Origin of the sequence: Zhongshania sp. R06B22 (assembly GCF_040892595.1) — a bacterium.
Taxonomy (GTDB): domain Bacteria; phylum Pseudomonadota; class Gammaproteobacteria; order Pseudomonadales; family Spongiibacteraceae; genus Spongiibacter; species Spongiibacter arctica.
In genome coordinates, this window is sequence record NZ_JBFRYB010000001.1 from 3,018,511 (window position 1) to 3,045,107 (window position 26,597).

A 26,597-nucleotide genomic window follows, 5' to 3' on the forward strand; every position below is an offset into this window, starting at 1 on the left:
CATTAAGGTATCGGGTTTACTATTTTTAATTTTTACGCTATGGCGCTAAGCAACATAGAACTGCTGAAACCATTTGCGGTATTTTGCAATCGGGCCGTCGCCGTCGCATAGCGTTGGGTCTTCTAGGTAAACCTTGTTTTCCCAGATGGGAATGTCCTGCTGAACTTGGTGGACTATTTCATCGCGGAAGCCATTGGCATAGAGCTTGTGCTCGTCTGACTGCTGCTTAGGCATGCTAAAGCTGAATCGCATATGCATACTTTGTTCGTCAATGGGCGTCACAGTACCCATCATTACAATTTCAAATAAGCGCGAGAATTTTTGATAGGTTTGTCCTGGGCCATACGATGAGCTGACCAAGCGGCCCATATCGTAATTTTCACCACTGCGATCGACATTGCCAAACTCGTCAATGGCCTCACTCAAGCTGTCCATGATAGTGCTGCGCTCGTGGCCGTTGATGGTCACTTCGCCCATTGGCATTTCTGGTGCCGAATGCACGGTCACAAAATGCGCTATATCTACCGCATTCTCACCGGTTTCCTGAATGATCGAGTTAATCCGCCAGTCATAGACGTCCAACTCCGTCCATTCCCCTGACTCTAGTTCTGGGTGGGGCTCGACCTCCCAGAGCGGATCAATGCCCTCGGGGTGATACCAGGCCCAAATCATTTGATTAGCTTCAGTTACCGGATAACGACCAATCGCCTGCTTGCCATCGAATCTTGGCGGCATATTCTTGGCGTATGGCACCTTGGTACAAAATCCCTCACCGTTGTATTCCCAGGCATGGAAGGGGCAGCTAATACTCTCCCCTTTTACCACGCCACCGTGCCCAAGGTGGGCACCTAGATGCGGGCAATGCGCGTTGAGCAGAGCGGCCTCACCCGACTCAGTGCGGAACAGCACCAAATCTCGACCAAAATACCGTAGCGGTTTAACGTCGCCAATTTTTAATTGCGCGGTGTATTCAATTGCAAACCATCCAAAAGGAATTGGCTTGTCGTAACGCGTAGTCATACTTTTCTCCCACACTGGCCCACTGAATAGCGGCGCCACTAAAAGGTAACCGCAGTGTAAAAAAAGTATAGGGTTTACCTTTTAAGGTCAAGGGAAGATTTGAAATATGTGGATTAAAGATCATTCACACAGTAAATAAGTGGTCAAACCGCTTTGCCCAGAAGCTAAACGCCCTACAGGCAAATTAAGCCGCGAGGAATGCCCACACGCGCCTTCTGATGTACTACAGTCTGATCGTGATCACATGCGGGGATTTTTATAATTCTATTTTTGGGACTATACCGCTCATAGTCCCCCGGTCTAGACGCGAAGCGCTTTGCCTTGATCCAGAGCACTTACGGCCGTTACCATAATAAAAACACCCTCGTTAAGATGAAATAATAAAAATGACAAAATCAGAAAACCAACGACTTCACTATTTCATAGATAAACAGGAAATATTAGAGTTAATTAACCGATATTGCCAAGCGGCTGACAGGCATGACCCAGAAGCCCTACGCGCGCTCTACCATACCGACGCGCTTGATGACCATGGCGCGTTCTTTAAGGGCTTGGCCATGGATTTTATCGACAAGCTACCTGAAATCCAGGCGCCTATGGAAATACTTCATCACAACGTAACTACGGTCAATATCGAAATTGATGGGGACTATGCTGAGGGTGAAGTCTACATTTTGGCCTTCCATAAAGCTGCCGGCCCGGACGGCAGTATCGATGTGCTGATAGGTGGCCGCTATTTTGACAAATATGAAAAACGGGATGGCAAATGGAAATTCGCCCACCGCGCAGTTGTCACAGACTGGGTGCACATTCAAGACCCGAGCGCCGTCAATTTGGAGCATCCTTTTATTGCGGGCTCGCATATAGGTCGCCCAGGAGCCGATGATCCTTCCTATACGTTTTTTAAGCTCATTAAGCGCCAGACACCTTAAAACGACATCGCTTTCACCATTCGGGTTTCACGCCACAGCTTATAGTTACCCGCTATAGGCCGGTATGGCAGCACAAAGGAAAGCGTTGACTTATGATGCACTCAACGAGTCGGCCCCTCCCCCATTTGCCGGAGGTTCATTTCAACATGCTATTTTTCAAGTAGGTTTGCAGAGTTTGAAACCGTGCCAAGGTGTCGTAATCCTCATTGTGAATCCAGTTCAAAGTAATCAAATTGCTCATACCCACCGTCATCTCAGCGCAAAATTGTGGGCTAAGTTCGGCTTTTAGCTGCGCTTTACCATGGCTAAATAAGCGCAAAAAGCAGTTACTCATAAACTCGAGCTGACTCGCGCCCTGGCTTAAGTTAGTTGACAGCGACCCCACTAAATAGCCAATTAACTCGCGCTCTAGTTTGCTGGCGTTACTATTTCGCGTTGCCAACACCCCCAGCACAAAGTCCAGTTGCTCCGCTAAATCGTCACTCTGCTCTATGGCTTCGGTAATCAGATCATCGGTGCGCTGCAGCAGCTCTGACTGACAAATATCCACCAGCAGATCATGCTTAGAACCGTAGTAGTTATAGAACGTTTTTTTAGCAATATCGACACAATCGCAAATGGCATCAATCGTGATGCCATCGACGCCATGCAAACTGATTAAGTGCAGGGTTTGCTCACAAATATTTTCGCGGACCGCCTTTTTCTTTCTTTCTCGACGTCCAAGCTGTGTTACTGGCAAAATATTTCCCTCAAAACCCAATTTTGGCCTGCGATAGTAACGCAAGCACGGTGGGACAGCCAAACAGGGCTGACACTTAATATCAGCCACTGATCAAGCACCTTAGCTAAAGTACATTCGGAACCGTGGGGGTGGTTTTATTTAAGATGCTATCAACCCGAGCGACAAAACCGGCTCTGGCTTTGTCAGACATTGGTGCGATCCAGAAGACATCGTCACGCACGCCCTGTATAGCAAACTCCGCCACTTCTTCAGGCTCAGTAGTCTCCAACTGCATATCGTACTGGGCCATTATCGCCTTCATATCCTCGACAGAATGAATACCTGAATCAGGCTTGTCGGGATTACCCGGCAGGGCCGCTGGACGATTGCGCTCTGAATTAAAAATACCGGTATTGACTACATTGGGGCCGGGGAATAACGCATTGACCTTAACAGGCGACTGCTGAGCCTGGAGCTGGTAATGCAAATTTTCAGTAATGGCCTGTACCGCCGCCTTGCTAGCCGTATAAATCGGGGTATCGGGCAGCATAAGAAACGCGCCATTACCCGAGCCCGTCACCACAAAATGGGCCTCTTCGTTTTGGGCCACTAATTTAGGCAAGAAGGCATTGATAGAATGAATTAGGCCCCAGGTATTTACCCGAAATCCCCACTCCCAGTCATTTAGCTCGTAGTCCCACATATTACCTGCTTCGCCAGTGCCCACACCCGCATTAGCAAACACCAAATGCATAGCGCCGAAGCGCGTCATAACGGCATCTACAAGCGCATTCATTGACGTTGCATCGGTTACATCGGCGCGCTGACCCATGCACTCACAGCCCAGCGCCTCTAGCTCGGTGATGGTGCGGTCTAAGGCTTTTGTCTCAATATCAGCTATTACTACTTTAGCGCCTTCTTTGGCAAGCAAAAGGGCTATCGCTCGGCCTACGCCGCTTGCTCCACCAGTAATGACTGCCACTTTATTTTTAAAGTCTTTCATACCTTGAGTCTTCCCCTGCCATTTTTAATATTAAGTAACTTGAGAATAAAATTACACTGTAGTATATTTTTTTGCAAGCCGATAAAGTTATCAGCAATCAGTGCAATCTGAGAAGCCATACCGTCATCAGAGAGGATCAACCATGTCCCAAAGTGCCAGCACGCTACCACCAATCGAAACACTGTTTGATCCAAACTCGAAAGCGTATAGCGAGAACCCCACACCGCAATGCCTCGCGATGGCAGCGCGTGGTCCACTGGTTTGGTATGCGCCGTGGCAAGCGTGGATAATGACGCAAATGCCCGACATCATGGACTGCTGGAAGCGCGAATATCTGTCTTCAGACTTTTACGATTGGGAGTTTGCCCCACCGCGCCCCACCGAAGAAAACTGGAATAAATTTGAAAAAGCGCTGGTAGGCCATAGTTTATTGGCTGATCCCGATCATCATCGCTTGGTGCGCCGTATCACCTCTCCAGCATTCTCTCGCAATGTCGTTGAGAACATTCAGCGCCAAATAGAGCCTCATGTTAAACGCCTTTTTGACGACATAGGCACGCCTGAGTCCTTCGACTACATCACTGAGATAGCGGAGCACATCCCGTTTATCTCGATTACTGCCATGGTCGGCATACCTGAAAAATACTGGCCAGAAATGAAGCGGGTTACCCAAACATTTACCGAGACATGGAACCCAACGATCTCTGAAGAGCGTCGCCTGCGAGCACAAGAACACAGCAACAAGGCCATCGACATACTTCAGGTGGTCATTGCGGAACGCCGTGAAAACCCGCAGGAAGGTGACTTCCTCAGCGCCTTGCTAAAAATTGAAGCTGAAAATGACAGCTTTAATGAATGGGACGTCATCACCCTCATCCTCGCCCTAATTGGCGCCGGCGCAGACACGACATTGATCGCCCAGCAATGGTCGGTGTATGCGCTGCTAAAAAACCCGGATCAGATCCCCGCCGCGCTAGAATCTGCAGATGCATTTTCAAACGCCTTCAGTGAAATCAGTCGCTGGTCAGGCAACTCGAAGATGGGCTTTGCGCGCTACGCACCAAGCGATATGCAGCTACTGGGGCAAGACGTGAAGAAAGGTCAAATGGTATTGATGATGCCACACCTTAAGGATCACGATCCCAGCTACTTCGACAGTCCTGAAAAGCTGGATGTAAAACGTAAGTTTGAACCCGATGTGCTGTTTGGCTACGGTCCGCGCTTTTGCATCGGCGCCGCACTCGCCAAACGCCAGTTGTATTTAACCTTGGGAGAAATGTTTAAGCGCTTTCCAAACATCTCACTGGCTGAAGAGCCCGAGCGAGATTTAGAGGATCACAACGCCGTGGTGTTTAAGCGCTTAATTCTTAATACCAACCTAAAGTAACTCATGTCAGTCAGGCACAGGATGTGCCTGACTGCATAGACTCACCTAAGCCGTCGACCTAGCGAGTAACCAAACCACCTCATCGGCAGAGACACCGCCTTTTAGGCCGCCATCTACCGGCACTCTTTCCAGACATTGCACTGTGTAGCTTTTATCGTAATGGTCGCGCAGCTCAACTTCGCTAATCGAGAAAGGCGGCCCCTGTTGTAACTCCTGCTGGTACTCAAAACAAATTATCAGCTGTGGCGCCGATAGAGTGATATCCATCATATGCCGACTGTATTTTGCCCTCATATCTAGGGGCAGAGCCACCAAGGCAGCACGATCATAAATCGCGTCTACGCTGCCGAGCAACTCCGCAGACACATCGAAGATATCACCCACAAATATATCGATATTTTCTGCGTGGTAACGCCGTAACTCGCCCGCGACTAACACGTCGGGAACAACACCCAACTCCTCGAACAAGGCCTTAACCGCGATCTCGCTCAGTTCAGCACCCACAACACGGTATTTATTTATCAATAGCCATGCAATATCTTTGGTCTTGCCGCACAGGGGAATAAACACCCGACTGCCTGCGCTTAAATTCAGTTTAGAAAAATGCGCTTTAAGCAGAGCATTGCCTTGTTTCTGGTGAAAACCAATCTCGTTGGCATCCCAGCGTTCATGCCAAAATTCTGCGTCCATGGACAACTCCTTTTCTAGTCTCACCAATCTACCGATAAACGCTATTCTTGTATGCAGTAGGACTAGAATACCTTATTCACACTCAACTTGAGCTTTGCCCAAGCACATCCCAAAGAAACCATATTAAGTGGGCTTGGCTAGGGGCAGCGTCTCTGCCTCAAGCACGCACGCACGGCGTAAATGGCGCTGATCTGCTTGATATAAATTTTCGTAACTTAACGCTTAAAACAGATAATAGTGAGGTTGAGATAATGGCCCTTTTTACTCGGTTTTTAATAGCGCAGCTGCTGCTTGCAATGTCGGCAGTTACCGTCGCACAGGGCAAAGTGACCATGCAGGGCAGCGACGGTACCGCGCTTTATGGCGAATTTTTAGAAACCTTCAGCACGCCTTGGGCAATGGCCTTATTGCCAGACGGTCAAGGTTTAGTCACTGAAAAAACAGGCACCTTATGGCTTATCGATCAATCGGGTAAGAAGCGCTTCACCGTAAGCAATTTGCCAAAAATAAATGCTCAAGGTCAAGGCGGCCTGGGTGACATTATTGTTCATCCCGACTTTATGAATAATGGCTTAGTCTTTTTATCTTATGTTGAACGCAATGCACAGAACACCAAGCTTAGTGGTGCTGTCGTAGAGCGCGCCAAGCTGACAATCACGGCCTCGGGCGCGGCTTTATCAGAGCGCAACATCATCTGGCGACAAAGCCCAAAAATGACCGGCAATGGACATTACGGCCATCGCTTGGCGATCTCCGCTGAGGGTTATCTGTTTATTACCTCCGGCGATCGCCAAAAATTTACCCCCGCTCAAGATATGGCCATGAATCTGGGCAAAATTATCAGGATCAATCAAGATGGCAGCACGCCCAATGACAACCCGTTTTACGGCGATGGCGAGATAAGCGGCCAAATATGGACCATAGGTCATCGCAATCCCCTAGGTATAGATTTTGACGCCAAGGGTAATCTCTGGGCCCACGAAATGGGACCTAGGCATGGCGATGAGCTAAATCTCATTGAACGTGGCGAGAACTATGGGTATCCGCTGGTTTCTCAGGGCGCTCACTATTCCGGTGCTGACATCCCCAATCATGAGAGCAAACCGAGCTTTGCAGCCCCGACCGCCTATTGGGTGCCTGCAATAAGCCCCGCGGGATTTATAATATACAGGGGCACTAAGTTTAGAGACTGGACAGGCGATGGCTTTGTTGGTGGCTTGTCTTCCAAAGCGCTAGTGCGAGTTAGCTTCTCTGAACATGAAAAGCCACCGATATTACGCGCGCAAGAAGCGGCTAGATACGAATGGGGAAGCAGAGTCAGAGAAATTGAGCAAAGTGAAGCTGGCGACATTTTTATACTAGAAGATGGCGACAATGGCCGCTTACTTAAATTGAGCGCACAACCATAAACCAGTTTAGCTTAAGCCTGCCGACAACAGGCTTAATGTCGATTCCGTGCCGGCGGACCTAGGCTTGGGCTTGGGCTTGGGCTTGGGCTTGCTCTTTGCTAATTTGGCGCAGCGCATTTGCAAACACCTCTGCTGGCTGTCCACCGCTGATGAGGTGTTTGTTATTCACAATCACCGCCGGCACCGACGAAATTCCCATGGTTTGGTAATGCTGCTGCTCTTTTCGAACGTCTTGCGCATAGGTGTCCGCGCTCAGAATAGCTGCCGCGGTATCTGTATCTAGGCCAATTTTTCTCACCGTATTCAAGAGCTGCTGATGGTCGCTAGGATTGCCGGATTCTTTGAAATATAAATCAAACAGCGCCAATTTAAGCTCGGTTTGTTTATTCTCTTGTTTGGCCCAATGCAGCAGCCTATGCGCATCGAAAGTATTGTAAATTCTGCCGCCGCCGCGATGGCCAAATTCATAGCCCACACTCAAACCACGCTGCTTTATGGCCGCCCTATTTTGCTCTATTTGCGCGCTATCAATACCGTACTTTTGACCGAGGTGCTCATTAACATCCTGGCCTTCAGCCGGCATACTCGGATTGAGTTCAAAGGGATGCCAGGTGATGTCGGCACTCACTTCTTTGCTTAATTGTGACAACGCGAGTTGCAAGCTGTTGTAGCCGATAATGCACCAAGGGCACGATACGTCTGACACAATATCAATTTGTAGCTCTACCATCCGATTTTCCCCTTAGACGCTGCACGATGTCGGCATAGTATCACTAAGTGCGAAGAAGCGAATTGGAGATAAATCGACTTGTCAGTAATATTCGTACATTATCCGAGCAACGTTATTATCAACAGTACGATCAATACACCTTAGGCGCTATAGCGCCGTTTTCAAGCTGATACCTAATATGAAAGTTCTACTCGTTATTACCGCATTACTCTTCCTTGTAGCCTGTTCAACGGTAGCTTTTAACAGGTCTGCCGGTTTCCAAAAGACAGAGAATGTAGTCTATAAAAAGATCGACGGCGAATCCCTAGCAGGTGATCTCTATGTCCCCAAAACTGGCGGCCTAAAGCCGGCTGTTGTGGTTGTCCACGGCGGCGGCTGGACTAACCGCAGCGGAACCATGGACGGCATTAGCACAAAACTCGCCAAAGCGGGTTTTGTGGTGTTCAATATCACCTACCGGCTGGCGCCACAGAGCCGCTATCCTGCACCGGTCAACGATGTCTCAGACGCCATCACCTGGCTATATGACCACGCTGACGAATATCAAGTAGACACCAGCAATATCAACGGTTGGGGTTACTCTGCGGGTGCACACCTAATCTTGATGGCCGGTCTAGATAAGCCACAATCACCCCATTTACGCGGCATCGTCGCGGGCGGCACGCCAGCAGACCTCACCCAATGGCCAAACTCGCCAATGGTGCGTAAATTGATTGGCGAGCCCATGGTAAACGCCGCGGAAGAATGGAAAGAAGCCTCTCCTGTTAATCACGTCGCTAAAAATTCACCCGCGGTGTTTTTATACCACGGCCAATGGGACAAGCTCGTCGAGCCAGAGCAAATGGCGTTGATGAAAAAGGCATTGGACAAGCAAGATGTTAAGGTGGAAACCTATACTGTGACCGCTCTCGGCCATCTTCTGACGTATGCAATGGCAGGCGGTGCTGAGCGTCGCGGTATCGGATTTTTACGTGAGCAGAGGCTTGCTGAATAGCAAAAAGACAAGAAAAATTTGCCTGTACAACGGGTACGCGCTGCGGCTACGCTCTCTGGGCCTTCCTTGGACCGGTTTATTCACGCCTTATACCGCAGGTATAGCCGTCCTAAGATCGCCCATCAGTTTGTGGCAACTTTCTCCACGCATATGGTATGGCGAGAGCTCAGTCAGACCTGAAAATTTCGCGTAAAGCACCCTTGTCACTTCAGTTTCAGGCAGATATGCCATCCCCCATGTTGAAAAATTCCGCTCGATCGTCTCTGTATAGTCGAGTATCAGCGGCATTTGATGGCGATCATCGCGGATAATTTTATGATAAATTTCATTGACCGCACTTCGCGATCCCTCTAAACACTGCAGAAAATAGTGTTGGTTGAAGTACAGCAAGCCCGTCACTGCCTTAGCGGCGTTATTTCGCCGCGCGGACACTAATATTTTTTCAATATCTTCTGGCTTAAAACTATTAGAAGGCTGACTGGCGTAGATTAGACGGGTCAAGAACATAGTGTGAGTCTCCAAAGCTCGACACTCATCATACAAACTTTGGAATCCTATTATATTAGCGGGATATACCTATCTAAACTTCGTGTATTACTTAGCAGTATTGCAGAGCGAGGCCTGCAATATTGCTAAGTTTCCAATACCCCTGAGCACTACCCCACGCTATTCAGAACATGGCTATTGCGCGCTATACGGAGTGCCACTGCCTAAGACTTAGCCGTGAGCTTTACCATCATTTTTGAATAACCCTTTACGAAATTCGACTGCACGTATTCGGGCTCGGCGAGCACTTCAATGTTATCAAAGCGCTTGATTAACTCTTCCCAGAGGATACGCAGCTGCATTTCTGCCAAACGGTTACCCATACAGCGGTGAACACCAAAGCCGAAGGACAGATGATTACGGGCATTTTTGCGGTCGATAATAAAATCATCGGGCTGAGCTATAACCCGCTCATCACGATTTCCAGATACATACCACATTACCACTTTGTCGCCTTTTCTGATGGTCTGACCATTCAGCTCGACGTCTTCCTTGGCAACACGGCGCATATAGGCAAGCGGGGTTTGCCAGCGAATAATTTCTGACACCATATTCGGGATCAGGCTCGGCTTGTTCTTGAGCTTAATAAATTCGTCGGGAAACTTACTGAAGGCAAATACACCGCCAGTCATAGAGTTACGGGTGGTGTCGTTGCCGCCCACAATTAGCAGTGCTAGGTTGCCGAGAAACTCCATAGGACGGTTAATCATGTCCTTGGTGTCCTCATTGGCCAGTAGCATGCTGATGAGATCGAAACCCATTTCTTCACCGGCGGCTTTTTTGGCCTCCTTTTCTCGCCACAGCGCGGAAAATGCTTTTGCGACCTCCGCCGCTGCGGTAAAGCCCTGATCAGTTGATAACTCGCCGCCGGTAAGCTCCACGCTACCACCGATAACATCTGACCAATCAGCTAGGTCACGGCGTCGCTCATAAGGGAAGTCAAACAAAGTCGCGAGCATTCTCGCGGTCAGTTCAATAGAGACTTTTTCTACCCAGTCGAAGGGTTCATCAAGGGGGAGGCTGTCTAAAACGTCTGCGGCTCGACTGCGAATCAGACCTTCCATCTCCTTAAGGTTTTGCGGTGCAACAACGCCTTGAACGGCCTGCCGCTGGACATCGTGTTTGGGCGGATCCATGGCAATAAAGGTGTCGGCATGGAGACCTTCAGGGCGGTCGCCCAGCATGATAATAGGTTCGGCCGAGAACAACTCGTGGTGCTTGTCGACAAACATAATGTCTTCATAACGGGTAACCGACCAGAATGGCCCAAAGCGGCTACTTTTTTGATAGTGCACCGGGCGTTCGTCACGCAGGCGCTTAAAGTAAGATTCCCAGCGGTTTTGCTTAAACAGGAATGGGTTGCTAACGTCGATGTCCTTGAGTTCAAGGTCTGCCACGTCGGGAATATCCGCCTCAACAAAGGGTGGAAAGTCCTGAATCTTAAATATCTTCTTCCTCGCCTTCTGATATAAATGAGCACCTTTAATTTGCACATGAATAGGCACGACCGACGCGCTCTTTTCAATTATTGAGGTGCCTTTCTCTATGACTGCTGATTTAATATTCATATGTTTTCCAACCCTGCAAAAATTTTTATTAGTGCTCTAGAGCGCATTTTTTAACCAAGTCCCTTCAGACCTTACATTTGAAATTCAGGTAGACGAACGACCATGCCATCCATAGAGGCGGAGGTTGTTACTTGGCAAGACAAACGCGAGCTAGCAGATTTTTCAGGTGTCATATCCAACATCAGTATTTCTTCTTCACTAGCATTACCAACCGCAGGCACCCATTCGGGGTCAACAATGACATGGCAGGTGCCGCAGGCACATGAACCGCCACAGTCCGCATCGATACCAGGCACCAGATTATCCATCGCGGTTTGCATCAGGGACTTACCCTCTTCAATGTCAACCACGTGCTCGGTGCCGTCATGCTCTACAAAAGTAATAATGCCCATAAAGTCCTCGACTAAATCAATAAATGAAACCCTTTGCAGCAAGCCATGTTTTAATGATTCAGATAAGGCCCGCTATTATTTGCAGCAATTAATCTACTCATAAGTAGATTAATTGTCAAGCGACGTGAATTCTGCGAAAATACGGCCTTTACACCCAGACGACCTGCCCTTTTATCAGACGTCAACGAGATCGCCATGGCACGCCCCAAAAGACAAAATAACTCACCGGAAACGCGCCAGCGTATATTAGAGGCTGCCCGCATTGAATTTGCCGCGCAGGGCATTGCCGCGCCGCTAGAAGCTATCGCGGCGCGATGCGATATTAAGCGGCCATCGTTGCTTCACCACTTTTCATCCAAGCAAGAACTGATCGCCGCCGTCACTGACGACATCCTGCGAATGACCCGGGAGCGCCTGCTCGATACCATCTCAGATCAAAACGGTGATTACGCCACCACTATGCAACAAATATTCGGTGTATTGCGTCAACTTGAACAGGAAGAAAAAGGCGTGGCGGGGGTTTTAGTTCACGCTATGTTGGCGGAAGAAGCAGGTGGTCCAGTGACCACAAGAATGGAGGAGTTCATTGATATTATTTATGCCTCCTCGGCAATGGCGGGTAGTCAAAAAACCCAGAACCCAGAAGAATTTCGAGCCGCGATAGCCCATTTGGTTATTGGTGAATTAACGCGCGAGGCACTGGGCAGCCGGGCCAAGGCACTTTGGGGTAGCGGTGATGGCTTAACCCCATTATTCACCAGCTACTTCCTCGACGACAACTCTCACAAGAAAGATCTATAAGCGGCGCGACTTACTCTTAAACTAATCCCACACCGCGCGTCCTGTCGCACCATAGCTTTGTCGCTATCTGCTCCTCACTAATTCCTTGATGATATCAATTCGTCGGCGCCAGTATCCGCGTCACCGGAGGAAGTCGCCAACTGCCATCCAGAAATTCTGCCCGCGGTGAATACAGGCGCATGGTTAAAGCAAACTGCTCTGCTGGTGACGGCAGCCAATTGACATTAGTCCCACTTGGCTGAGTTTTTTGGATTAAAATATCGAGTGAGCCATCGGCATTGAAATGCAAGTCGTCACGATCGCCTATCGCATATCGCTGAATCGGATTATCAACCAAAAACCCGTGTTGGTCATACATTGTCAGTGACCAAAATGCATCCACGGGTGGTGTCTGACCAGGTTCAAAATGGATTAGATAGGAATGCTCGCCACTTAAAGCACGCTTGCTAATATCGCTGATGGCATTGGGGTAACTTGCTTCTTCCGGCGGCAATGCGCCAAGGCCAACCATCGACACTACCGCTCGCAGCGGATAATTTATTCCGTAGACCCCAATACCGTCACGAATCACCGACCACCCGTTTTCAATTGCACGGTCAGACGCAAGCTCTTCCGCTACTTTTTCCTTAGTCATGCTCACAGCTAGATCAATCAAGCGACGCTGAATAAAGTTATACTGGCTGGCGTCAACAGACTGCCCCGGTTTCACGCCAATTTTCTCTAGCGAGCGAATCATGTCTGTGTCTGCTGCGGCTGGATACTGCTCTGCCATCAACCCTGCTACCGAAGCCAAGAATTCAATATTAGGCATTTCATTGAGACGAGTTGCGGGCCCCTTCTCACCGCGATCTGCGAGGGTTGCTAAAGAGTAAGGCTGGGCAGAACCCGCCAGCGAGCTGCTTTCGAGGGGCTCTAGACGAAAACCCTTATGTAAATTGGCAACCGCGGGTATATCTTGCTTGCCATTAGTTTGGATGCGGCCAATGATCCACACCATATTACTTGGCGCTGGTATTAACTCCATATTATCTGGCACCTCACCCTGCCAGTCTGGCCCTGCAATCAAAAAGCGGCCCGCTTGAGTGCCGTGTGTTCTCTTGCCGACCATGGCAAAGACATTGGTCCAAGCATCCATTAATGGCATAACGTAATAGCGATCACCCATATCCGGCACGGTAAGGACGATGGGTGTGGTGCTTAAATCAAGCCAGGCAATGCTGTATAAAGTATCGACATTGGGGCGCACAACATCGCGAAAGGAATGGTCAGGAAAGTCTTGAATATGATTAAACGCATTAAGCTGCATGCCAGCGCCGGCTTCGGCTAGCATTGTATCCTTGGTGAGCGACATCAGAACCAATGGGTAACCATAGAGGTAAGCATACGAGACCCGTTTCAGATATGAAACCGAATAGAACACCGTAGCCAGCAGCAGAACAATAACAAGCGCTAACTGCCATCGATAGGTGGAGAAGAACTGACGCATACAGCGTGCCTCTTATAATTATTGTATAGAGATCTCAGGCTATATTTCTCGATGCCGGAGATAAGAGAAAAATAAAGTTTGCCTAATGAATATATCGAACATCATTTTATGCAAACACGATTAGTGAGTGCTAATAAAATCCGCACAATCCTTGAGTGCCTGTTTTGCTTCCGGCAAGAACTTACAAAGCACTGGAAAGGCGTGTGGCACGTTTTTCCATTCCCTATAGGTCACATTGCCACCGGCAGCTTCAAGACTGTCCCGTAAGCGTCGTGAGTCATCCCTTAAAACTTCCACCCGACTTGCGATGATAAGACACGGTGGCAAGTCAGCAACGCTACCTTCAAGCGGCGATATTTTACTGTCATCTAAAGGATGGCCCGCCGCGTACATCGCCGCCGACTCGCTTAAAATAGTTTGATTCAGCAGTACGTCCTTGGCGTTATTCTCGACAAACGCCGCACTGGAATATTTAAAATCCAACCACGGTGAAAACAGCAGAAATGACCTTGGCATTGCCATCTTGGCATCGCGTATCTGCTGCATGCAAACCAAGGCTAAGTTGCCACCGGCGCTATCACCAGCCAAGATGATTTTCTGAGACGATCGGCCATTTGCTATCAACTCGCTATATACAGCCATCGTGTCATCGACTGCTGCCGGAAACGGATGCTCCGGCGCCAAGCGATAATCCACCATCAACATCTTTAATTTAGCCTGCTGACAGAGGTACGCTGCCATATGGCGATGGCTATTCATACCACCCATAACGAAGGCACCGCCGTGAAAATACACGCAGATATCAGTCTTATCATTGCCTTCAAGGCTTTTGGGATAAACCCATTCAACTGGGACCCCGGCGACCAGGTCCGGCTTGACTATAACGTTTTTCGAGACGGCGCCAGTATCCAGAGCCATAAACTTACGCAAGCGTTTAAAGCGTCGTTCCGGGCTTAGCCCCATATTCTGCTTTTGCTTCTGCCGAATTAACTTATTCAATATAAAACTCTGCAAACTCATTAATTCTACCGCTCAAAATGATGAAAGTGGGCCCGGCAAAGTCACTATGGGTGAGTCGCTAGGCCTTTTTTGTATGGTAATCAGATAGTCGAAAATCATTCAACTTACGCCGCATTCTAAAAGCAGTCCACGGCCAGTTAATACTATTGCGACCATTTTTGTCGATAAAATAACTTGAGCAACCACTATTCCATACCGTGCTTTGTAATGAATGCTGCATCTTCTTATTAAGCGCCGCACTCGCTGCGGGATCGACCTGAATAGTCGCTATTTTTTTCTTACTGGCCTTCGTGATGGCGCTGCAAATATACTTAATTTGCGCCTCAATAATGACAAAAGCCGATGTGTAAGTATAAAGATTGGGCCCCAGAGTAATAAACAGATTGGGGCAATCTTCTGTCATGGTTCCCAAATAAGCTTGTGGTGACCCCGCCCACAAATCTCCCAGGCGACGTCCACTCACCCCATAAATAATATTGCCTATGGGTGGATTAGACACGTCAAAACCGGTGCCAAAAATAATGACATCAACTTCGCAAGTCGAGCCATCACTGGCAGTTAGCTTATTGCCTTCAATTTTAGTGATTCCGGGCAGCACATCCACATTGTCTTTGCCCAGAGCCCGATACCAGTCGTTTGAGAGCAGAATTCGCTTACAGCCCAGCGCATAATCTGGAAGCAATTTTTTACGTAACTCCGGGTCTTTCACCCCGCGATTAATATTTTTGATTGCGGCTTTTTCAAGTTTGGTAGAGAAGCTCTTGTATTTAAGGTTGTGATTGAGAAATTCAAATTGCAGATACAGCGCCTTTCTGAACAAACTCAGCACCATGGGAAAACGGCGAAAGCGGTTTTTCCAGCGCGGCGAAATTGTAATATCGGCCTTCGGCAATACCCATGGCGGAGTGCGCTGAAACAAGCTCAAGGCTTGCACCTGCGGCTGAATAGCGGGTAAGAATTGAATCGCAGAGCCACCAGAGCCGATAACCGCAACACGCTTATCAGTAAGGTCGTAATCATTGTCCCAGGTTGCCGAGTGAAATGACTTGCCAGTAAAACTTGCCAAGCCTTCAATATTTGGGTAAATCGGCTTGTGCATCGGGCCGCAGGCCATAATCACAAAGCGAGACTTGAAGAGCCCAGCCGTAGTTTTTAAATACCACAGGTTTTCAGATGCCTCCCAGCGGCTCTCCAATAGCTCATGTTGAAAGTAGATATTGGGCATGATGCCAAACTTTTCGGCGGTGTCCTGACAATAGGTTTTAATCTCGCCCTGCTTTGCAAATACCCGCTGCCAGTTTGGGTTGGGCGCAAAGGAAAACGAGTATAAGCTTGAAGGCACATCGCAGGCGCAATCTGGATAAGTGTTTTCCCGCCACACTCCACCGACTTCTGTGGCCTTTTCCAGCACGATATAATCTTGTTTTGCCTCCTTCAGTTTAATGGCTGCACAAATGCCCGATATCCCTGAGCCAATAATAATCACATCATGGTACTTCGCGGTTGTCGCACCGTCTTTTTCTGCTGAAAACTGTGTATTCATTATGTATCGCAACCTATGCCATTTAACGCGCGCTGCTACTATAAAAGCAGTCAGATTAATTCACGCAAGATTTCCAAACGCCGACGGCTCTTAGCCCTTAAGAATTTATGACGGTCTTTACCATCACGTCACTTTCGACTTTCTTATTTTTGTCAAAGGAACGATAAAAATAGCGATACAGCACGCTACCCTCTTCCTTCGCATTTTTCCGCCAGCCATAGATTTTTGGCCGCTCATACGTAATCGCCAATTTCTTCCATAACAACCAGTCGTAGACCGCCAACATATTCTGCAAATTACAGGCAGAATTTCGGCTGCGGCTGTGGTGCTGATGATGCTGGGTTGGAAACGTCAACAGATGACACAAACCATACATGGTTTTTGAGATAATAGGATTTTTGTGATTAAGCAGTTTTAAATCGTAATCTAGGTTTGCATGGGTATGAATCCCCCACAAGCTTTTAATCGCGGTACCAATAGCCCAGGTCTCTACCAAGCCAAAATACAAACAAATATAACCGAACCAATAATTAGGCAGGGTAAAAGCCCAACCCCAGCCCACCACGATGGTCTGGCTAACACTAAGCTCCCCGCGACCATCGGGCCCGCCATGTAGATGATGAGTGCGATGAGTGACTTTATACCAGCGCTGCAGTTTTGCAAGCAGGGGATTGGCAGGTGTGCGTGCGTGGGCAAAATTATGCACCCAGCCATGCAGTAATTCATCAATCAAAATAAAGACAACAACGCTGACTAGCAGATAATCTGCTTCAATCCATTCAAGCGTGCCCCAGGCATCGGCAAAAAAGGCGGTAAACAGAAAATAGCTGCAAAGTATCAACAAGGGTCGCTCTACTATCGAGATCCACGACACCGCTATTCCCAGCATTTGCCAGTCTTTAGGGGTTTGCTTGCCATCGCTATGGGCACCTTTAAGCCACTCATATAGTAAAAACAGCCCAATCACCGCTAAAGAGATCTTTGTATAACCGTCGTCAACATGTTCCATAAAGTCTCTCGATGCCCATCTCACAATGGCAATAATGTAACCTTCGGGCTATTATTAGTAAAATTCAATAATTACATACAGTACATGCATGAAACTTAATTTACGCTCTGTCGACCTGAATCTACTGACCATCTTTGACGCCATCATGAGCTGCGGCCAGATGTCTAAGGCGGCGACGCAATTGCACATGACCCAGCCCGCCGCCAGCCACGCCTTAAAACGGCTTAGACAGACCTTCAATGACGAGCTCTTCATTCGCACTCGGCAAGGCATGAAACCCACCGCCAGAGCGACTGAAATAGCACCGGCGATCCGTGAGGTGCTGGCAAAAATCATCGACACCCTAGATGTTGGAAATATCTTTGAACCTAGGGAGTCAGACCGAATATTTAAAATAGCCTTTGGTCGCTACGGCGAGCTCAATCTACTGCCGCAGTTACTGAATAAAGTGCAGGAATTTGATACCGATATTCGCATTCACTCCCATACCGACGATCAGCAGACCGGTATAGATTTAGTCCGCGACGGCATCATCGACTTTTGTTATGACTTCATTCCGCCCGAGGACAAACGGCTGGATTTCTGCCCATTTAGAAACGAAGAAATAGTCGTCATTGCCAGAAAAAATCATCCCCGAATCAAAACGGAAATCAGCCTCAGCCAGTTTTTTTCTGAAAAGCATATCGTCATGACCTTCGGCAACGACCGGCGCGAACTGCTGGAGAAGTTCATGGCTGAGCAAGGCGGCAAACGCCAGATCTTAACAGAGGTAAACCAGTATCTTGCGGTTCCTACGGTGGTCATGCAGACCGATGGTATCGCTCTCGTTCCCAGGGGCATGGCAGAATTTAAACTCTATAAAGACGAGCTCACCATCTTACCCATGCCCTTGGCCCTGCCGTCCCTACCCACCTACCTTATTTGGCACGGCGCCAACAATCAGGACAAGGGCCACCATTGGTTGAAACAACTTATTTTGGAATGCAGCTAAGCTCACAATCAGACAGACCGTTAAGGACGCCTTAAGTGGCTTACGCCCAAGAGGGTGGGAGACACGTCAGGATGATCTACTAGTTGTATGGTTGTGGCGAAAAAAAGCCCCACAATGCACTCAAGGCTAGATTGTAGGGCTATTTTATTAGGGGCTGGTAAGAGCCCGCTGCCTTAATTTAAGATCTTGGGTTTAGAAGACTTCTATTTTTGCAGCATCTTCCGAGCATTCTGCCTAAACTCTTCGCCGCCCTCGTCGTCCTCCAGCAAATTGCCCAGACTAAATGGTACATCTACGCCCTTGGCCATTCCCGGCTGATCTTTCATCACGCTCATCCAGCGCTGCAGATTGTCCAGCCCGTCAACCGAAACCCCTGACCACTTGTGGGTACGCACCCAGCACCAGTTCGCAATGTCAGCGATCGAGTAATCATCGGCCAGCCAGGCATTTTCCGCCAAACGGCCATCTAGCACTTCAAATAGGCGCCGACTTTCATTTTGATAGCGGTCAATGGCTGGCTGTATTTTCTCAGGAAAATAGCGGTGAAAAACATTAGCCTGGCCCATCATTGGACCAACTCCGCCCATTTGGAACATTAGCCATTGAATGACTTTAGAGCGACCCTTAGCGTCAGTTGGCATCAACTTACCAGTCATCTCTGCCAGATAAATCATGATTGCGCCGGATTCAAACACCGCAAAATCGTCATTACCACGATCAACGATCGCGGGAATACGACCATTGGGGTTGATAGCAAGATAGTCCGCTGCCTTTTGCTCACCCTCACCGATATTGACGAAGTGGGTTTTATAATCAAGCGCCAAGGCCTCTAGCGTACATGACGCTTTGTGGCCGTTGGGCGTTGGCGCTGTATAGAGCTCTATCATTCTATTTTCCTTATTATTATCGAATCTAATAGCCAGATTTACCGTCAACAATTTTCTGATAGAACTCTTCGTCTAAGAGTTCATAGACCGATGAGCCCGGCTTTAAAATGTAAATCGCATCTTCAATTTGATTAATGTCGTAAGCTTCTTTGCGAAGATTACCTTTAAATAATTTAAAGGTAACGGTGGTTTCAGCCTGCCCCTGAATACGCACAAAAACTGGACGCGCAAAGGCGGCAAGCTGGCTGCAAACATAAGTTGAGAAAGAAACAGGGTCAAAGGAGACACCCTCATTCAAGGTCATTGCCGCCATGCCCGCCTTGCCTTCAATGCCCGGTATTTCAACGCCGTAGACATTGGCCATATCAACCTGATCACTGCCGTTAAGAATTTCGCCAACCTCATTGGTGGATACATTCTCGGAACGCCAGCGGAACGTATCACCAACTCTGTCAACAAATTGGTAGTGACCAAGTCCCAAGGCAAAGCCCACATCGATTTGGCGGACTAAATCGCCGGTATTAAACCAGCTGTCGCCACGCTTCACTACGTCGCGGAGGACTTTACTTGCGGTGGCACTTTTGTCTTTGTAACCGTCAAACTGATATCTATCATCAATTTTTGTGAGCAATAAGCCTGCTTCGCCTTTTTTGACCGCAATTAATTTTCCTTTAGGGCTGCGAACCATCTCATCTGCATCAATATCATATTTCACCAACATGACTTTCGCTGAGGTTGTGCCAATGGTGCGGTCTTTGTTCAATAAATTAATAAAAACGGCGTTGCCTTCACTTGAACCATACATTTCGCTAATACGACCCACCTTAAAACGATCTCGAAAGGCTCCCCACACATCGGGTCTCAAGCCATTACCCACCATAGTTTCTAAGGGGTTATTCTTCTCTGCCTCGCATACCGGCTGTGCTGCAAGATAACGGCATAGCTCACCAACATAGACAAACAAATTGGTCTTGTACTCTTGCACCTCGGGCCAAAACTTACTGGCTGAAAACTTGCGACGTAGAAAGATAGACGCGCCGGAATAGAAACACGCGCCAACGCCCGGGCCAAGCCCGGTGAAGTGATACAAGGGCAAACATATATACAAACGATCTTCGGGTTTAGCTCTAAATGCAACGCGAGAATAGGGCTCTGCTGCGCTTAAAAAGCGGCGGTGTAAAATCACTGCCGCCTTGGGAAGACCGGTGGTCCCGGAGGTAAACACGTAAAGCGCTTTTTCACCCGCGGTGATTTCGACAGTTTCTGGGGGGTTGCTAATGGGCATACTATCTATTTCCGCGGCTAGATCGCAGGCCCACTCTGGACATGTTTTTTTGCCGTGATCTTTAACCCACAAGAAATCTTTGTCCGCTAAGCCCAGCTCGCTCTTGACGTCTACAATGCTGTCAATGAGCTCTTCACCAATAATGCATTTTTTGGATTCAGTGGTGGTAACACAATGCACTAAGGGGCGACCTGTTAAACTGGTATTTATCAGTCCGCACGCTGCACCGACCTTGGCCACGGCTACAATACAGGCCAACATTTCAATGCGGTTTTCCATCATCAGGGCAACACTATCGCCGCGTTTTACGCCATGTTTCTTCAACAAATGGGCATACTGATTCGCCAGCTCATTGAACTGTCCCCAGCTTAATTCCCGACCTTCAAAGATGATCGCTGTGCGCTTCTCATATCGAGCTGCGGTTTCTTGAAACAAGCGGCCCAGGGACTTTTTATCAGCGTCCTTAGGTGGCTGAAACAGCACAGCCGGCAGAATAGGTAGAAAGTCTTTTACAACCCGAATAAATTCTTTCACTCACAGCTCCTTGAGAACATATTATTTGTTGGGATTTATATTCTGCGCAGGGAGGGATTCACACTTAGTACTGTCTTAAGGCTAAGAGCTTAGCAAGCCCATTATCCCACCCATTTTAGTAATCACCATAGACCTTATGGTCACCGAACACATTGGCTCCAATGCCGGCGCCTCTATGGTATTGAAGTCAAGACAACTAATCCACATTCCCCCAGAGCGCCGATGTAAGAAAACCACTGCGACAATGGCGACTGAGAGCGCTTTACGCTCTGCTACCATAGCACCCAATGATCAAAAATTCGCCAACATAAATCGTAATATGTGCAAGCTCAACAAAGGCCTCTACAGCAGTAAAAGCGCTTTGATATGCTATCCAGAGCTAGTCTGCGGAGCCTAACTATCCACGCAACGGCACTGCCGAGCATTACTGCCGCGACTGCGCGGCGGTCCCTGTGAGGCCGGCCTTCGGGCTTGGCGATCTCACGTAAAAACCGAAAAATTTTAATGTAATTTTAATCATTCTCTGCGCTAGCTGACCGTTAATTTGAGGCAATCACACATATCAGCTTTTAATGAGCCGCCAAAACACAGGCAGGCCATCCCTCATACCATCCTCGCCACGACCAAGCTCCTTTCATATTTCCAAGTGGCGCCAAGTACCGCTGGCTCGCTCACATCTCCCTAAGTGATCTACATTTTTCAAATTGATTAATTGTATGTTTGTATGCATGATGACAACACAATTTAGAATAAAATAGTTGCCCTCAATATGCGGAGTCTCACATGATCATTTTACATGGCAATTCAGCTTCACCCTATGTACGTAAGGTATTAGCTGTTCTTGCTCTTAAATCATTGCCCTATGAACAAACACAGCAAATGCCGTTTAGTAAAGATGCGGAATTTCAGAAAATAAGCCCTCTTGGTAAAATCCCTGCGCTGCAAGATGGCGATCTCACGATTTGTGACTCCACTGTTATTTGCGAATATCTGGAAGATGCCTACCCAGACGTAGCGGTATACCCAACAGACATTAAAGATAAAGCCAAAGCGCGCTGGCTGGAAGAACTTGGCGGCTCAAGAGTGACCGAGCTGGCATCTGGTATTTTCTTCCAACGGTTTATGCGGCCCATGGCATTTAAGCAAGAACCAGACGAAGAGCTAGTAAGTAAGATCATCAATAAACAACTGCCCCCGATTCTAGATTACTTAGAGTCACAGGTACCCGCTGAAGGCTTTATTTTTGGCAACTTAACGCTGGCTGATATTAGTCTTGTAAGCCCATTTATTAATGCCGGTTATGCAAACTATCAGATTGACGCCGAAGGCTGGCCAAGGTTTTCAGCCTTTATGCAAAGAGTTAAAGAGCATGAAGTCATGAGCCCACTACTCGCCAAAGAAGCCAAGATGCTGGGTATGTAAGCCCAGTAAACCTTGTCGATATTTTTAAACCCTTATCAGCCAGCAGGCAATAAGATTAAAAATATCGACGAGGCTTAATAAATCCATCTCTAAAGATTGCTATCAAACCAGCCCGGATCAATTGGGCCAATAAATATATTCATCGCCGGGCTCAACATATTCGTTAATGGTTTTATCCACCGCTATAGGCGCCTGTATGGTGTAGGGATACAAGGGCCCACGGCCTTGGTCGCGATGGGTATCAAGCAAACCTCGCAATTCTGCTAATACCTCAGGTCTAGACGCGGCAAGATTCACTTTTTCAGTGGGATCTTCTGCCAAATTATACAGCCAGTCTTTTTTAGGTAGCTCAGAGACCTGCAGTTTCCAATCGCCATGGCGCACTACTCGGTAATAGCCACTCTGCCAAAATAGGGTTCGCTTAGGCGTCAGCGCCGGAACACCATCAATGGCCCAGGGCATAATATTTTTGCCATCAATTTCGATATTCTGAGGGAGACTCGCACCCGCTGCCGCCGCTAATGTCGGCATAATATCAATGTGATTGACGGGCATATCCACGGTTGTGCCGGGCTGGATTTTCGCCGGCCATTTCATAAACAGTGGCACTCGAATACCACCCTCGAACATGGTTATTTTCCAACCTCGGTAGGGAGCATTAATGTCCTTCAAACCTAGGTAGCCTGCGCCGCCGTTATCACTGGAAAATACCACGATGGTATTATCGGCAAGCCCCTGCTCTTCAAGGGTTTGCATAATTCTGCCAACACTGCGGTCGATTGAACGAACCATCGCAGCGTAGACTCTCAATCGATGCGGCTTAATATCACCCACTGCCTCATAATCTTCCTTCGTTGCCTGCAAAGGGGTATGCACACCCCAATGGGCGAGATAGAGAAAGAATGGACGATTTTTATTTGCCTTAATGGCCTTGATCGATTCATCTGTCCAGTAGTCAGCCAAATAGCCATTGGGCCTAAAACGGTCGCTACCAGAATTATTAAAAGACGCGGCGTACTGCATTTGCGCCCATTCAAATTTATCTATGGGGTCAAAATCTAGTTTGGCATTGACCACATTGGGATCATCTTCGGCAAGATGCAGGCCGCTGGCCATAAACAAGCTCTCATCAAAGCCTTGATCGTTGGGGGTAAACCCTTCGCCTCTACCCAAGTGCCATTTACCAATATGCATGGTGTGATAGCCGCGCTCCTTTAGCACTTCAGCCACAGTGAGTTCAGATCCCGGCAGACCTTTTTGGTCATAACTTAATCCGCCCTCATCCGCGGCTTTATTATACTTTGCCTTGGGTAAACCGTGATCCATGCTATTTGCAATCATGGCGACGCTTGCGCCCATGCCATCTGGAATGGGGGTAAATTCAAAACCGGTGCGACTGGGGTAGCGCCCGGTCATAATCATTGCCCGAGACGCGGCGCAGATTGGCGCACCGGCATAAGATTGCTGGAACACTGCGCCCTGAGCGGCTAATTGGTCGATATTGGGCGTTTGCACTCTTCCATCGGCAACCCCGCCGCCAAAGCTAGAGATATCATTGATCCCTAGGTCGTCGGCAAGAATAACAATAATATTGGGGGCTTGGGCTGACGCTGATCCGGCGGCGACGCCTTCACCTTGCTGCCACGTAATCTCTCGGTTTGGCCCTATTGGAATCCCATTGTCTGAACGATACTTCACCAGCGCGAGCATTAAATCAATGCGATTAAGCCATGCACCGGAACCCAGTACGATTACGAATACCAGCAAGCTGAGGAGTATTTTTTTAGCCATTACATCTAACCCAATTTTTTATTGTCATTATGTTTTATTGCTAACTACCCTATGCCAATGAATCAAAGCACACAGAATTGATCATCCATTGACATCAGCACTAGACACAAAATATACACTATGTAAATATTATCGCAAGAGCCCAAGATACGTTACGATAAAAACTCAGCGGACTAACATCGCCATAAACAATGATAACTAAACTCCAAATACTCTGGGCGTCGCTCTTATTGTCAATTTCGCCAATGCTTTGCGTCGCCCAAGATATGCAGTGCCACGACTGTCACGAGCAACAAGCGTCAGCTTGGCAGGCATCTCATCATGCTAAATCTATGGAGATCGCCTCACCGGCGTCGGTATTAGGCGACTTCAAGGGCGGTGGTGCAGCGCATAATGGTAGTCAGTTTACATTTAGCCGCATGGCGCAAAAATATATTGTTAATATCCAGAACCCCAAGCTGGAAACCGAAACCTACCAAATTCAATACACTTTTGGCTTTACACCGCTACAGCAGTATTTAATTGAGCTTCCCGGCGGTAAATTCCAGGCACTTCCCATTGCCTGGGATAGTCGCCCGCAGAGCGAAGGTGGGCAGCGTTGGTACGATTTGGAGTCGGATCTACCCTGGGATCATTTTGGCTATACCTGGAACACCAGCTGCGCGGAATGCCACTCCACTAAGCTCGAAAAAAACTACAATCCGGATACTCAAAGCTTTTCAACGCGGTGGCAGGAAATCAATGTTAGCTGCACCGCCTGCCACGGCGATGCCGACAGTCATCGTGAATGGCTGAACAATGAGCAGCCGTCTTCAAGTAAGTATGCTGGGTTTCCCGCAACACTTGCCGAATCTGGAAGCTGGACTTTATATGATGGCGCAAGCATCGCTTCGCGCTCATCCGCGCCCCCAGCACAGCAGCAATTATCGAGCTGCGCACAATGCCATGCCCACCGCAGGATTATCGATGAATGGTCGCTGGACAAGGCCATCGACGACCATATTGATATCTCATTAATAAGCCCGCCACTCTACTATCCCGACGGCCAAATTCATGGCGAAGTGTTTGTGGCGGGATCGTTTATGCAAAGCAAGATGCATCAAGCCGGCGTGGTTTGCAGCAATTGCCATGAACCCCATTCACTTGAATTACGCGCCGAAGGCAATGCGCTTTGCACTCAATGTCATGTCCCTGCGGTTTTCGACACGCCGATACACCACGGCCATGTCCAAGACGCCAGCGGCAGCCAGTGCGTTGACTGCCATATGCCAACGACCACCTATATGGGAGTGGACGAGCGCAGAGATCACCGATTCGGCATACCCAATCCACAGCAGACGATAAGCGACAACATCCCCAATGCCTGCAATCAATGCCATATCGATAAAAGCCCGGAATGGGCTGCCAAATCAATTGTGCAACGGAGCGAGAAACCCGCTATTCGCGACCAACACGCTAGGGTATTTTCGCGCCACGATAGTCAGCAGGGACTGGCGACAGCCGAACTCCAAAGCATCATTAATGACACGGCACTTCCGAGTATTATTCGCGCCTCTGCGCTTATTCGAAGCAATACCGGCGCCGATCGGCAGTCGCTTATAAGCGCAATTACTCAGCTCCGCGACGATTCTCCGCTGGTCAGAATGGCTGCTGTGCGCGCATTTACGCCGCAGCCGCTGAATATTAAAAAGCAGTATTTGTGGGCGCTGGGTAAAGACCGCAGCAAATTGGTCAGACTAGAAGTAGCCAAACTGCTGAGCCCACTTAGGGCCGCCGACCCTAGTCTTGATGCTGAGCAAAGTGCGTTTCTAGAGACCTTAATCAAAGAGTATGAAACCGCGCTTTACATCAATGCCGACAATCCGGCCACGCTGCTAAATTTAAGCAGTTTGTATTTGGACACCCAACGTCCCCATAAAGCAGAACAAGCCCTGCGCAAGGCGATGGCTATCGACGCTGAATACAGCCCCGCCTATATCAATCTAGCGGACCTGTATCGCGCCCAAGGCCAACACCCAAGGTCGTTGTCGACCTTGCTTGATGCAACAGCCTTAATACCAAAGGACGCAAGCCTGCACTACGCCTTGGGGCTGGCCTATTTCCGCTCTAAAGACTATCAACGCGGTGTTGCTGCCATCAGTGTTGCCGCCACACTCGATCCCGAAAATGCCAGTTACCTCTACCTCTATGCGGTGGCCCTAGAGCAGACCGGTGAATCATCGCAAGCGATTAAGGAGCTGCATCGATTTATCGAAGCGTTCCCCGGCAATAGACAAAATCTTGAATTATTAGCGCGCTATGAAATTAAATACGGCGCTGCGGCGCATGCGCTAAAGCACCTTGAGTCTTGGCTAGCGCTAGAGCCTGACTCGGAGGTAGCGAGACAACTACACCAAGCTGCCTCTCGCCAAACCCGAAAGCCAGAATGATATAATA

The 26,597-nt window shown here is 48.5% G+C and carries 23 protein-coding genes; 8 read left to right on the top strand and 15 right to left on the bottom strand.

What is annotated here, in order from left to right; translation table 11 throughout:
* Positions 1-45: 45 nt before the first annotated feature.
* Positions 46-1,020 carry a Rieske 2Fe-2S domain-containing protein gene (locus AB4875_RS13755; RefSeq protein WP_368376628.1) on the bottom strand — a complete coding sequence of 325 codons (975 nt, stop codon included), beginning with the start codon at positions 1,018-1,020 and terminating at the stop codon, positions 46-48.
* Positions 1,021-1,406: 386 nt separating this feature from the next.
* Here AB4875_RS13755 and AB4875_RS13760 point away from each other — a divergent pair, with 386 nt between their 5' ends.
* The gene (locus tag AB4875_RS13760; RefSeq protein ID WP_368376629.1) at positions 1,407-1,952 is read left to right on the top strand and encodes a nuclear transport factor 2 family protein; all 546 of its coding nucleotides are present in this window, start codon (positions 1,407-1,409) and stop codon (positions 1,950-1,952) included.
* 136 nt (positions 1,953-2,088) lie between these two features.
* On the opposite strand, the gene AB4875_RS13765 is transcribed toward AB4875_RS13760, so the two are convergent.
* Positions 2,089-2,691, bottom strand: a complete 603-nt coding sequence (locus tag AB4875_RS13765) for a TetR/AcrR family transcriptional regulator (protein ID WP_368376630.1) — start codon at positions 2,689-2,691, stop codon at positions 2,089-2,091.
* A gap of 106 nt (positions 2,692-2,797) precedes the next feature.
* Positions 2,798-3,676 carry an SDR family NAD(P)-dependent oxidoreductase gene (locus AB4875_RS13770; protein ID WP_368376631.1) on the bottom strand — a complete coding sequence of 293 codons (879 nt, stop codon included), beginning with the start codon at positions 3,674-3,676 and terminating at the stop codon, positions 2,798-2,800.
* Between the two features lie 142 nt (positions 3,677-3,818).
* Between AB4875_RS13770 and AB4875_RS13775 the strand changes: the two genes are divergently transcribed.
* On the top strand, positions 3,819-5,063 hold the full coding sequence (locus tag AB4875_RS13775) for a cytochrome P450 (protein WP_368376632.1): 1,245 nt from the start codon (positions 3,819-3,821) through the stop codon (positions 5,061-5,063).
* Positions 5,064-5,108: 45 nt separating this feature from the next.
* Here the strand turns inward: AB4875_RS13775 and tmpT are convergent, their stop codons facing one another.
* Positions 5,109-5,753, bottom strand: a complete 645-nt coding sequence (gene tmpT / locus AB4875_RS13780) for a thiopurine S-methyltransferase (protein ID WP_368376633.1) — start codon at positions 5,751-5,753, stop codon at positions 5,109-5,111.
* 251 nt (positions 5,754-6,004) lie between these two features.
* Between tmpT and AB4875_RS13785 the strand changes: the two genes are divergently transcribed.
* Positions 6,005-7,162 (top strand): PQQ-dependent sugar dehydrogenase, encoded by a 1,158-nt coding sequence (locus AB4875_RS13785; RefSeq protein WP_368376634.1) that lies wholly within the window; start codon positions 6,005-6,007, stop codon positions 7,160-7,162.
* A gap of 58 nt (positions 7,163-7,220) precedes the next feature.
* Here the strand turns inward: AB4875_RS13785 and AB4875_RS13790 are convergent, their stop codons facing one another.
* Positions 7,221-7,892, bottom strand: coding sequence for a DsbA family oxidoreductase (locus tag AB4875_RS13790; RefSeq protein ID WP_368376635.1), 672 nt, complete (start codon positions 7,890-7,892; stop codon positions 7,221-7,223).
* A gap of 178 nt (positions 7,893-8,070) precedes the next feature.
* On the opposite strand from AB4875_RS13790, the gene AB4875_RS13795 reads away from it, so the two are divergent.
* Entirely contained in the window at positions 8,071-8,886 is an 816-nt protein-coding gene (locus AB4875_RS13795; protein ID WP_368376636.1) for an alpha/beta hydrolase fold domain-containing protein, read from the top strand.
* 87 nt (positions 8,887-8,973) lie between these two features.
* Here AB4875_RS13795 and AB4875_RS13800 read toward each other — a convergent pair whose 3' ends face one another.
* The 3 genes from AB4875_RS13800 to AB4875_RS13810 all read right to left on the bottom strand — a co-directional run bounded on the left by AB4875_RS13800 (position 8,974) and on the right by AB4875_RS13810 (position 11,392).
* Positions 8,974-9,393, bottom strand: a complete 420-nt coding sequence (locus AB4875_RS13800) for a BLUF domain-containing protein (protein ID WP_368376637.1) — start codon at positions 9,391-9,393, stop codon at positions 8,974-8,976.
* A 203-nt stretch (positions 9,394-9,596) separates the two neighbouring features.
* Positions 9,597-11,000 (bottom strand): cytochrome P450, encoded by a 1,404-nt coding sequence (locus AB4875_RS13805; protein WP_368376638.1) that lies wholly within the window; start codon positions 10,998-11,000, stop codon positions 9,597-9,599.
* A gap of 71 nt (positions 11,001-11,071) precedes the next feature.
* Complete coding sequence (locus AB4875_RS13810) at positions 11,072-11,392, bottom strand: 2Fe-2S iron-sulfur cluster-binding protein (RefSeq protein ID WP_368376639.1); 321 nt, start codon at positions 11,390-11,392, stop codon at positions 11,072-11,074.
* Positions 11,393-11,587: 195 nt separating this feature from the next.
* Between AB4875_RS13810 and AB4875_RS13815 the strand changes: the two genes are divergently transcribed.
* Positions 11,588-12,193: a TetR/AcrR family transcriptional regulator gene (locus AB4875_RS13815; protein WP_368376640.1), complete on the top strand. Its 606-nt coding sequence runs from the start codon at positions 11,588-11,590 to the stop codon at positions 12,191-12,193.
* A 94-nt stretch (positions 12,194-12,287) separates the two neighbouring features.
* Here AB4875_RS13815 and AB4875_RS13820 read toward each other — a convergent pair whose 3' ends face one another.
* The 4 genes from AB4875_RS13820 to AB4875_RS13835 form a co-directional block, all read right to left on the bottom strand.
* Positions 12,288-13,679 (bottom strand): DUF1254 domain-containing protein, encoded by a 1,392-nt coding sequence (locus tag AB4875_RS13820; RefSeq protein ID WP_368376641.1) that lies wholly within the window; start codon positions 13,677-13,679, stop codon positions 12,288-12,290.
* A 120-nt stretch (positions 13,680-13,799) separates the two neighbouring features.
* Positions 13,800-14,699 (bottom strand): alpha/beta hydrolase, encoded by a 900-nt coding sequence (locus AB4875_RS13825; protein ID WP_368376642.1) that lies wholly within the window; start codon positions 14,697-14,699, stop codon positions 13,800-13,802.
* 58 nt (positions 14,700-14,757) lie between these two features.
* Positions 14,758-16,242, bottom strand: coding sequence for a flavin-containing monooxygenase (locus tag AB4875_RS13830; RefSeq protein ID WP_368376643.1), 1,485 nt, complete (start codon positions 16,240-16,242; stop codon positions 14,758-14,760).
* 97 nt (positions 16,243-16,339) lie between these two features.
* On the bottom strand, positions 16,340-17,251 hold the full coding sequence (locus tag AB4875_RS13835; protein ID WP_368376644.1) for a sterol desaturase family protein: 912 nt from the start codon (positions 17,249-17,251) through the stop codon (positions 16,340-16,342).
* 88 nt (positions 17,252-17,339) lie between these two features.
* On the opposite strand from AB4875_RS13835, the gene AB4875_RS13840 reads away from it, so the two are divergent.
* Positions 17,340-18,242, top strand: a complete 903-nt coding sequence (locus tag AB4875_RS13840) for a LysR substrate-binding domain-containing protein (RefSeq protein WP_368376645.1) — start codon at positions 17,340-17,342, stop codon at positions 18,240-18,242.
* A 203-nt stretch (positions 18,243-18,445) separates the two neighbouring features.
* On the opposite strand, the gene AB4875_RS13845 is transcribed toward AB4875_RS13840, so the two are convergent.
* Complete coding sequence (locus AB4875_RS13845; RefSeq protein WP_368376646.1) at positions 18,446-19,129, bottom strand: glutathione S-transferase family protein; 684 nt, start codon at positions 19,127-19,129, stop codon at positions 18,446-18,448.
* Positions 19,130-19,154: 25 nt separating this feature from the next.
* Entirely contained in the window at positions 19,155-20,948 is a 1,794-nt protein-coding gene (locus tag AB4875_RS13850) for a long-chain-acyl-CoA synthetase (protein WP_368376647.1), read from the bottom strand.
* 783 nt (positions 20,949-21,731) lie between these two features.
* On the opposite strand from AB4875_RS13850, the gene AB4875_RS13855 reads away from it, so the two are divergent.
* Positions 21,732-22,370 carry a glutathione S-transferase family protein gene (locus AB4875_RS13855; RefSeq protein WP_368376648.1) on the top strand — a complete coding sequence of 213 codons (639 nt, stop codon included), beginning with the start codon at positions 21,732-21,734 and terminating at the stop codon, positions 22,368-22,370.
* Positions 22,371-22,487: 117 nt separating this feature from the next.
* On the opposite strand, the gene AB4875_RS13860 is transcribed toward AB4875_RS13855, so the two are convergent.
* Entirely contained in the window at positions 22,488-24,161 is a 1,674-nt protein-coding gene (locus AB4875_RS13860) for a sulfatase (RefSeq protein WP_368376649.1), read from the bottom strand.
* 191 nt (positions 24,162-24,352) lie between these two features.
* Between AB4875_RS13860 and AB4875_RS13865 the strand changes: the two genes are divergently transcribed.
* Positions 24,353-26,590: an ammonia-forming cytochrome c nitrite reductase subunit c552 gene (locus AB4875_RS13865; protein WP_368376650.1), complete on the top strand. Its 2,238-nt coding sequence runs from the start codon at positions 24,353-24,355 to the stop codon at positions 26,588-26,590.
* Positions 26,591-26,597 lie beyond the last annotated feature (7 nt).

Bases quoted from the DNA above. Each gene is read 5' to 3' on its own strand.
- AB4875_RS13755 (WP_368376628.1), bottom strand. From the start codon at position 1,020: ATGACTACGCGTTACGACAAGCCAATTCCTTTTGGATGGTTTGCAATT.
- AB4875_RS13760 (WP_368376629.1), top strand. From the start codon at position 1,407: ATGACAAAATCAGAAAACCAACGACTTCACTATTTCATAGATAAACAG.
- AB4875_RS13770 (WP_368376631.1), bottom strand. From the start codon at position 3,676: ATGAAAGACTTTAAAAATAAAGTGGCAGTCATTACTGGTGGAGCAAGC.
- AB4875_RS13775 (WP_368376632.1), top strand. From the start codon at position 3,819: ATGTCCCAAAGTGCCAGCACGCTACCACCAATCGAAACACTGTTTGAT.
- tmpT (WP_368376633.1), bottom strand. From the start codon at position 5,753: ATGGACGCAGAATTTTGGCATGAACGCTGGGATGCCAACGAGATTGGT.
- AB4875_RS13785 (WP_368376634.1), top strand. From the start codon at position 6,005: ATGGCCCTTTTTACTCGGTTTTTAATAGCGCAGCTGCTGCTTGCAATG.
- AB4875_RS13790 (WP_368376635.1), bottom strand. From the start codon at position 7,892: ATGGTAGAGCTACAAATTGATATTGTGTCAGACGTATCGTGCCCTTGG.
- AB4875_RS13795 (WP_368376636.1), top strand. From the start codon at position 8,071: ATGAAAGTTCTACTCGTTATTACCGCATTACTCTTCCTTGTAGCCTGT.
- AB4875_RS13800 (WP_368376637.1), bottom strand. From the start codon at position 9,393: ATGTTCTTGACCCGTCTAATCTACGCCAGTCAGCCTTCTAATAGTTTT.
- AB4875_RS13805 (WP_368376638.1), bottom strand. From the start codon at position 11,000: ATGAATATTAAATCAGCAGTCATAGAGAAAGGCACCTCAATAATTGAA.
- AB4875_RS13810 (WP_368376639.1), bottom strand. From the start codon at position 11,392: ATGGGCATTATTACTTTTGTAGAGCATGACGGCACCGAGCACGTGGTT.
- AB4875_RS13815 (WP_368376640.1), top strand. From the start codon at position 11,588: ATGGCACGCCCCAAAAGACAAAATAACTCACCGGAAACGCGCCAGCGT.
- AB4875_RS13820 (WP_368376641.1), bottom strand. From the start codon at position 13,679: ATGCGTCAGTTCTTCTCCACCTATCGATGGCAGTTAGCGCTTGTTATT.
- AB4875_RS13825 (WP_368376642.1), bottom strand. From the start codon at position 14,699: ATGAGTTTGCAGAGTTTTATATTGAATAAGTTAATTCGGCAGAAGCAA.
- AB4875_RS13830 (WP_368376643.1), bottom strand. From the start codon at position 16,242: ATGAATACACAGTTTTCAGCAGAAAAAGACGGTGCGACAACCGCGAAG.
- AB4875_RS13835 (WP_368376644.1), bottom strand. From the start codon at position 17,251: ATGGAACATGTTGACGACGGTTATACAAAGATCTCTTTAGCGGTGATT.
- AB4875_RS13840 (WP_368376645.1), top strand. From the start codon at position 17,340: ATGAAACTTAATTTACGCTCTGTCGACCTGAATCTACTGACCATCTTT.
- AB4875_RS13845 (WP_368376646.1), bottom strand. From the start codon at position 19,129: ATGATAGAGCTCTATACAGCGCCAACGCCCAACGGCCACAAAGCGTCA.
- AB4875_RS13855 (WP_368376648.1), top strand. From the start codon at position 21,732: ATGATCATTTTACATGGCAATTCAGCTTCACCCTATGTACGTAAGGTA.
- AB4875_RS13860 (WP_368376649.1), bottom strand. From the start codon at position 24,161: ATGGCTAAAAAAATACTCCTCAGCTTGCTGGTATTCGTAATCGTACTG.
- AB4875_RS13865 (WP_368376650.1), top strand. From the start codon at position 24,353: ATGATAACTAAACTCCAAATACTCTGGGCGTCGCTCTTATTGTCAATT.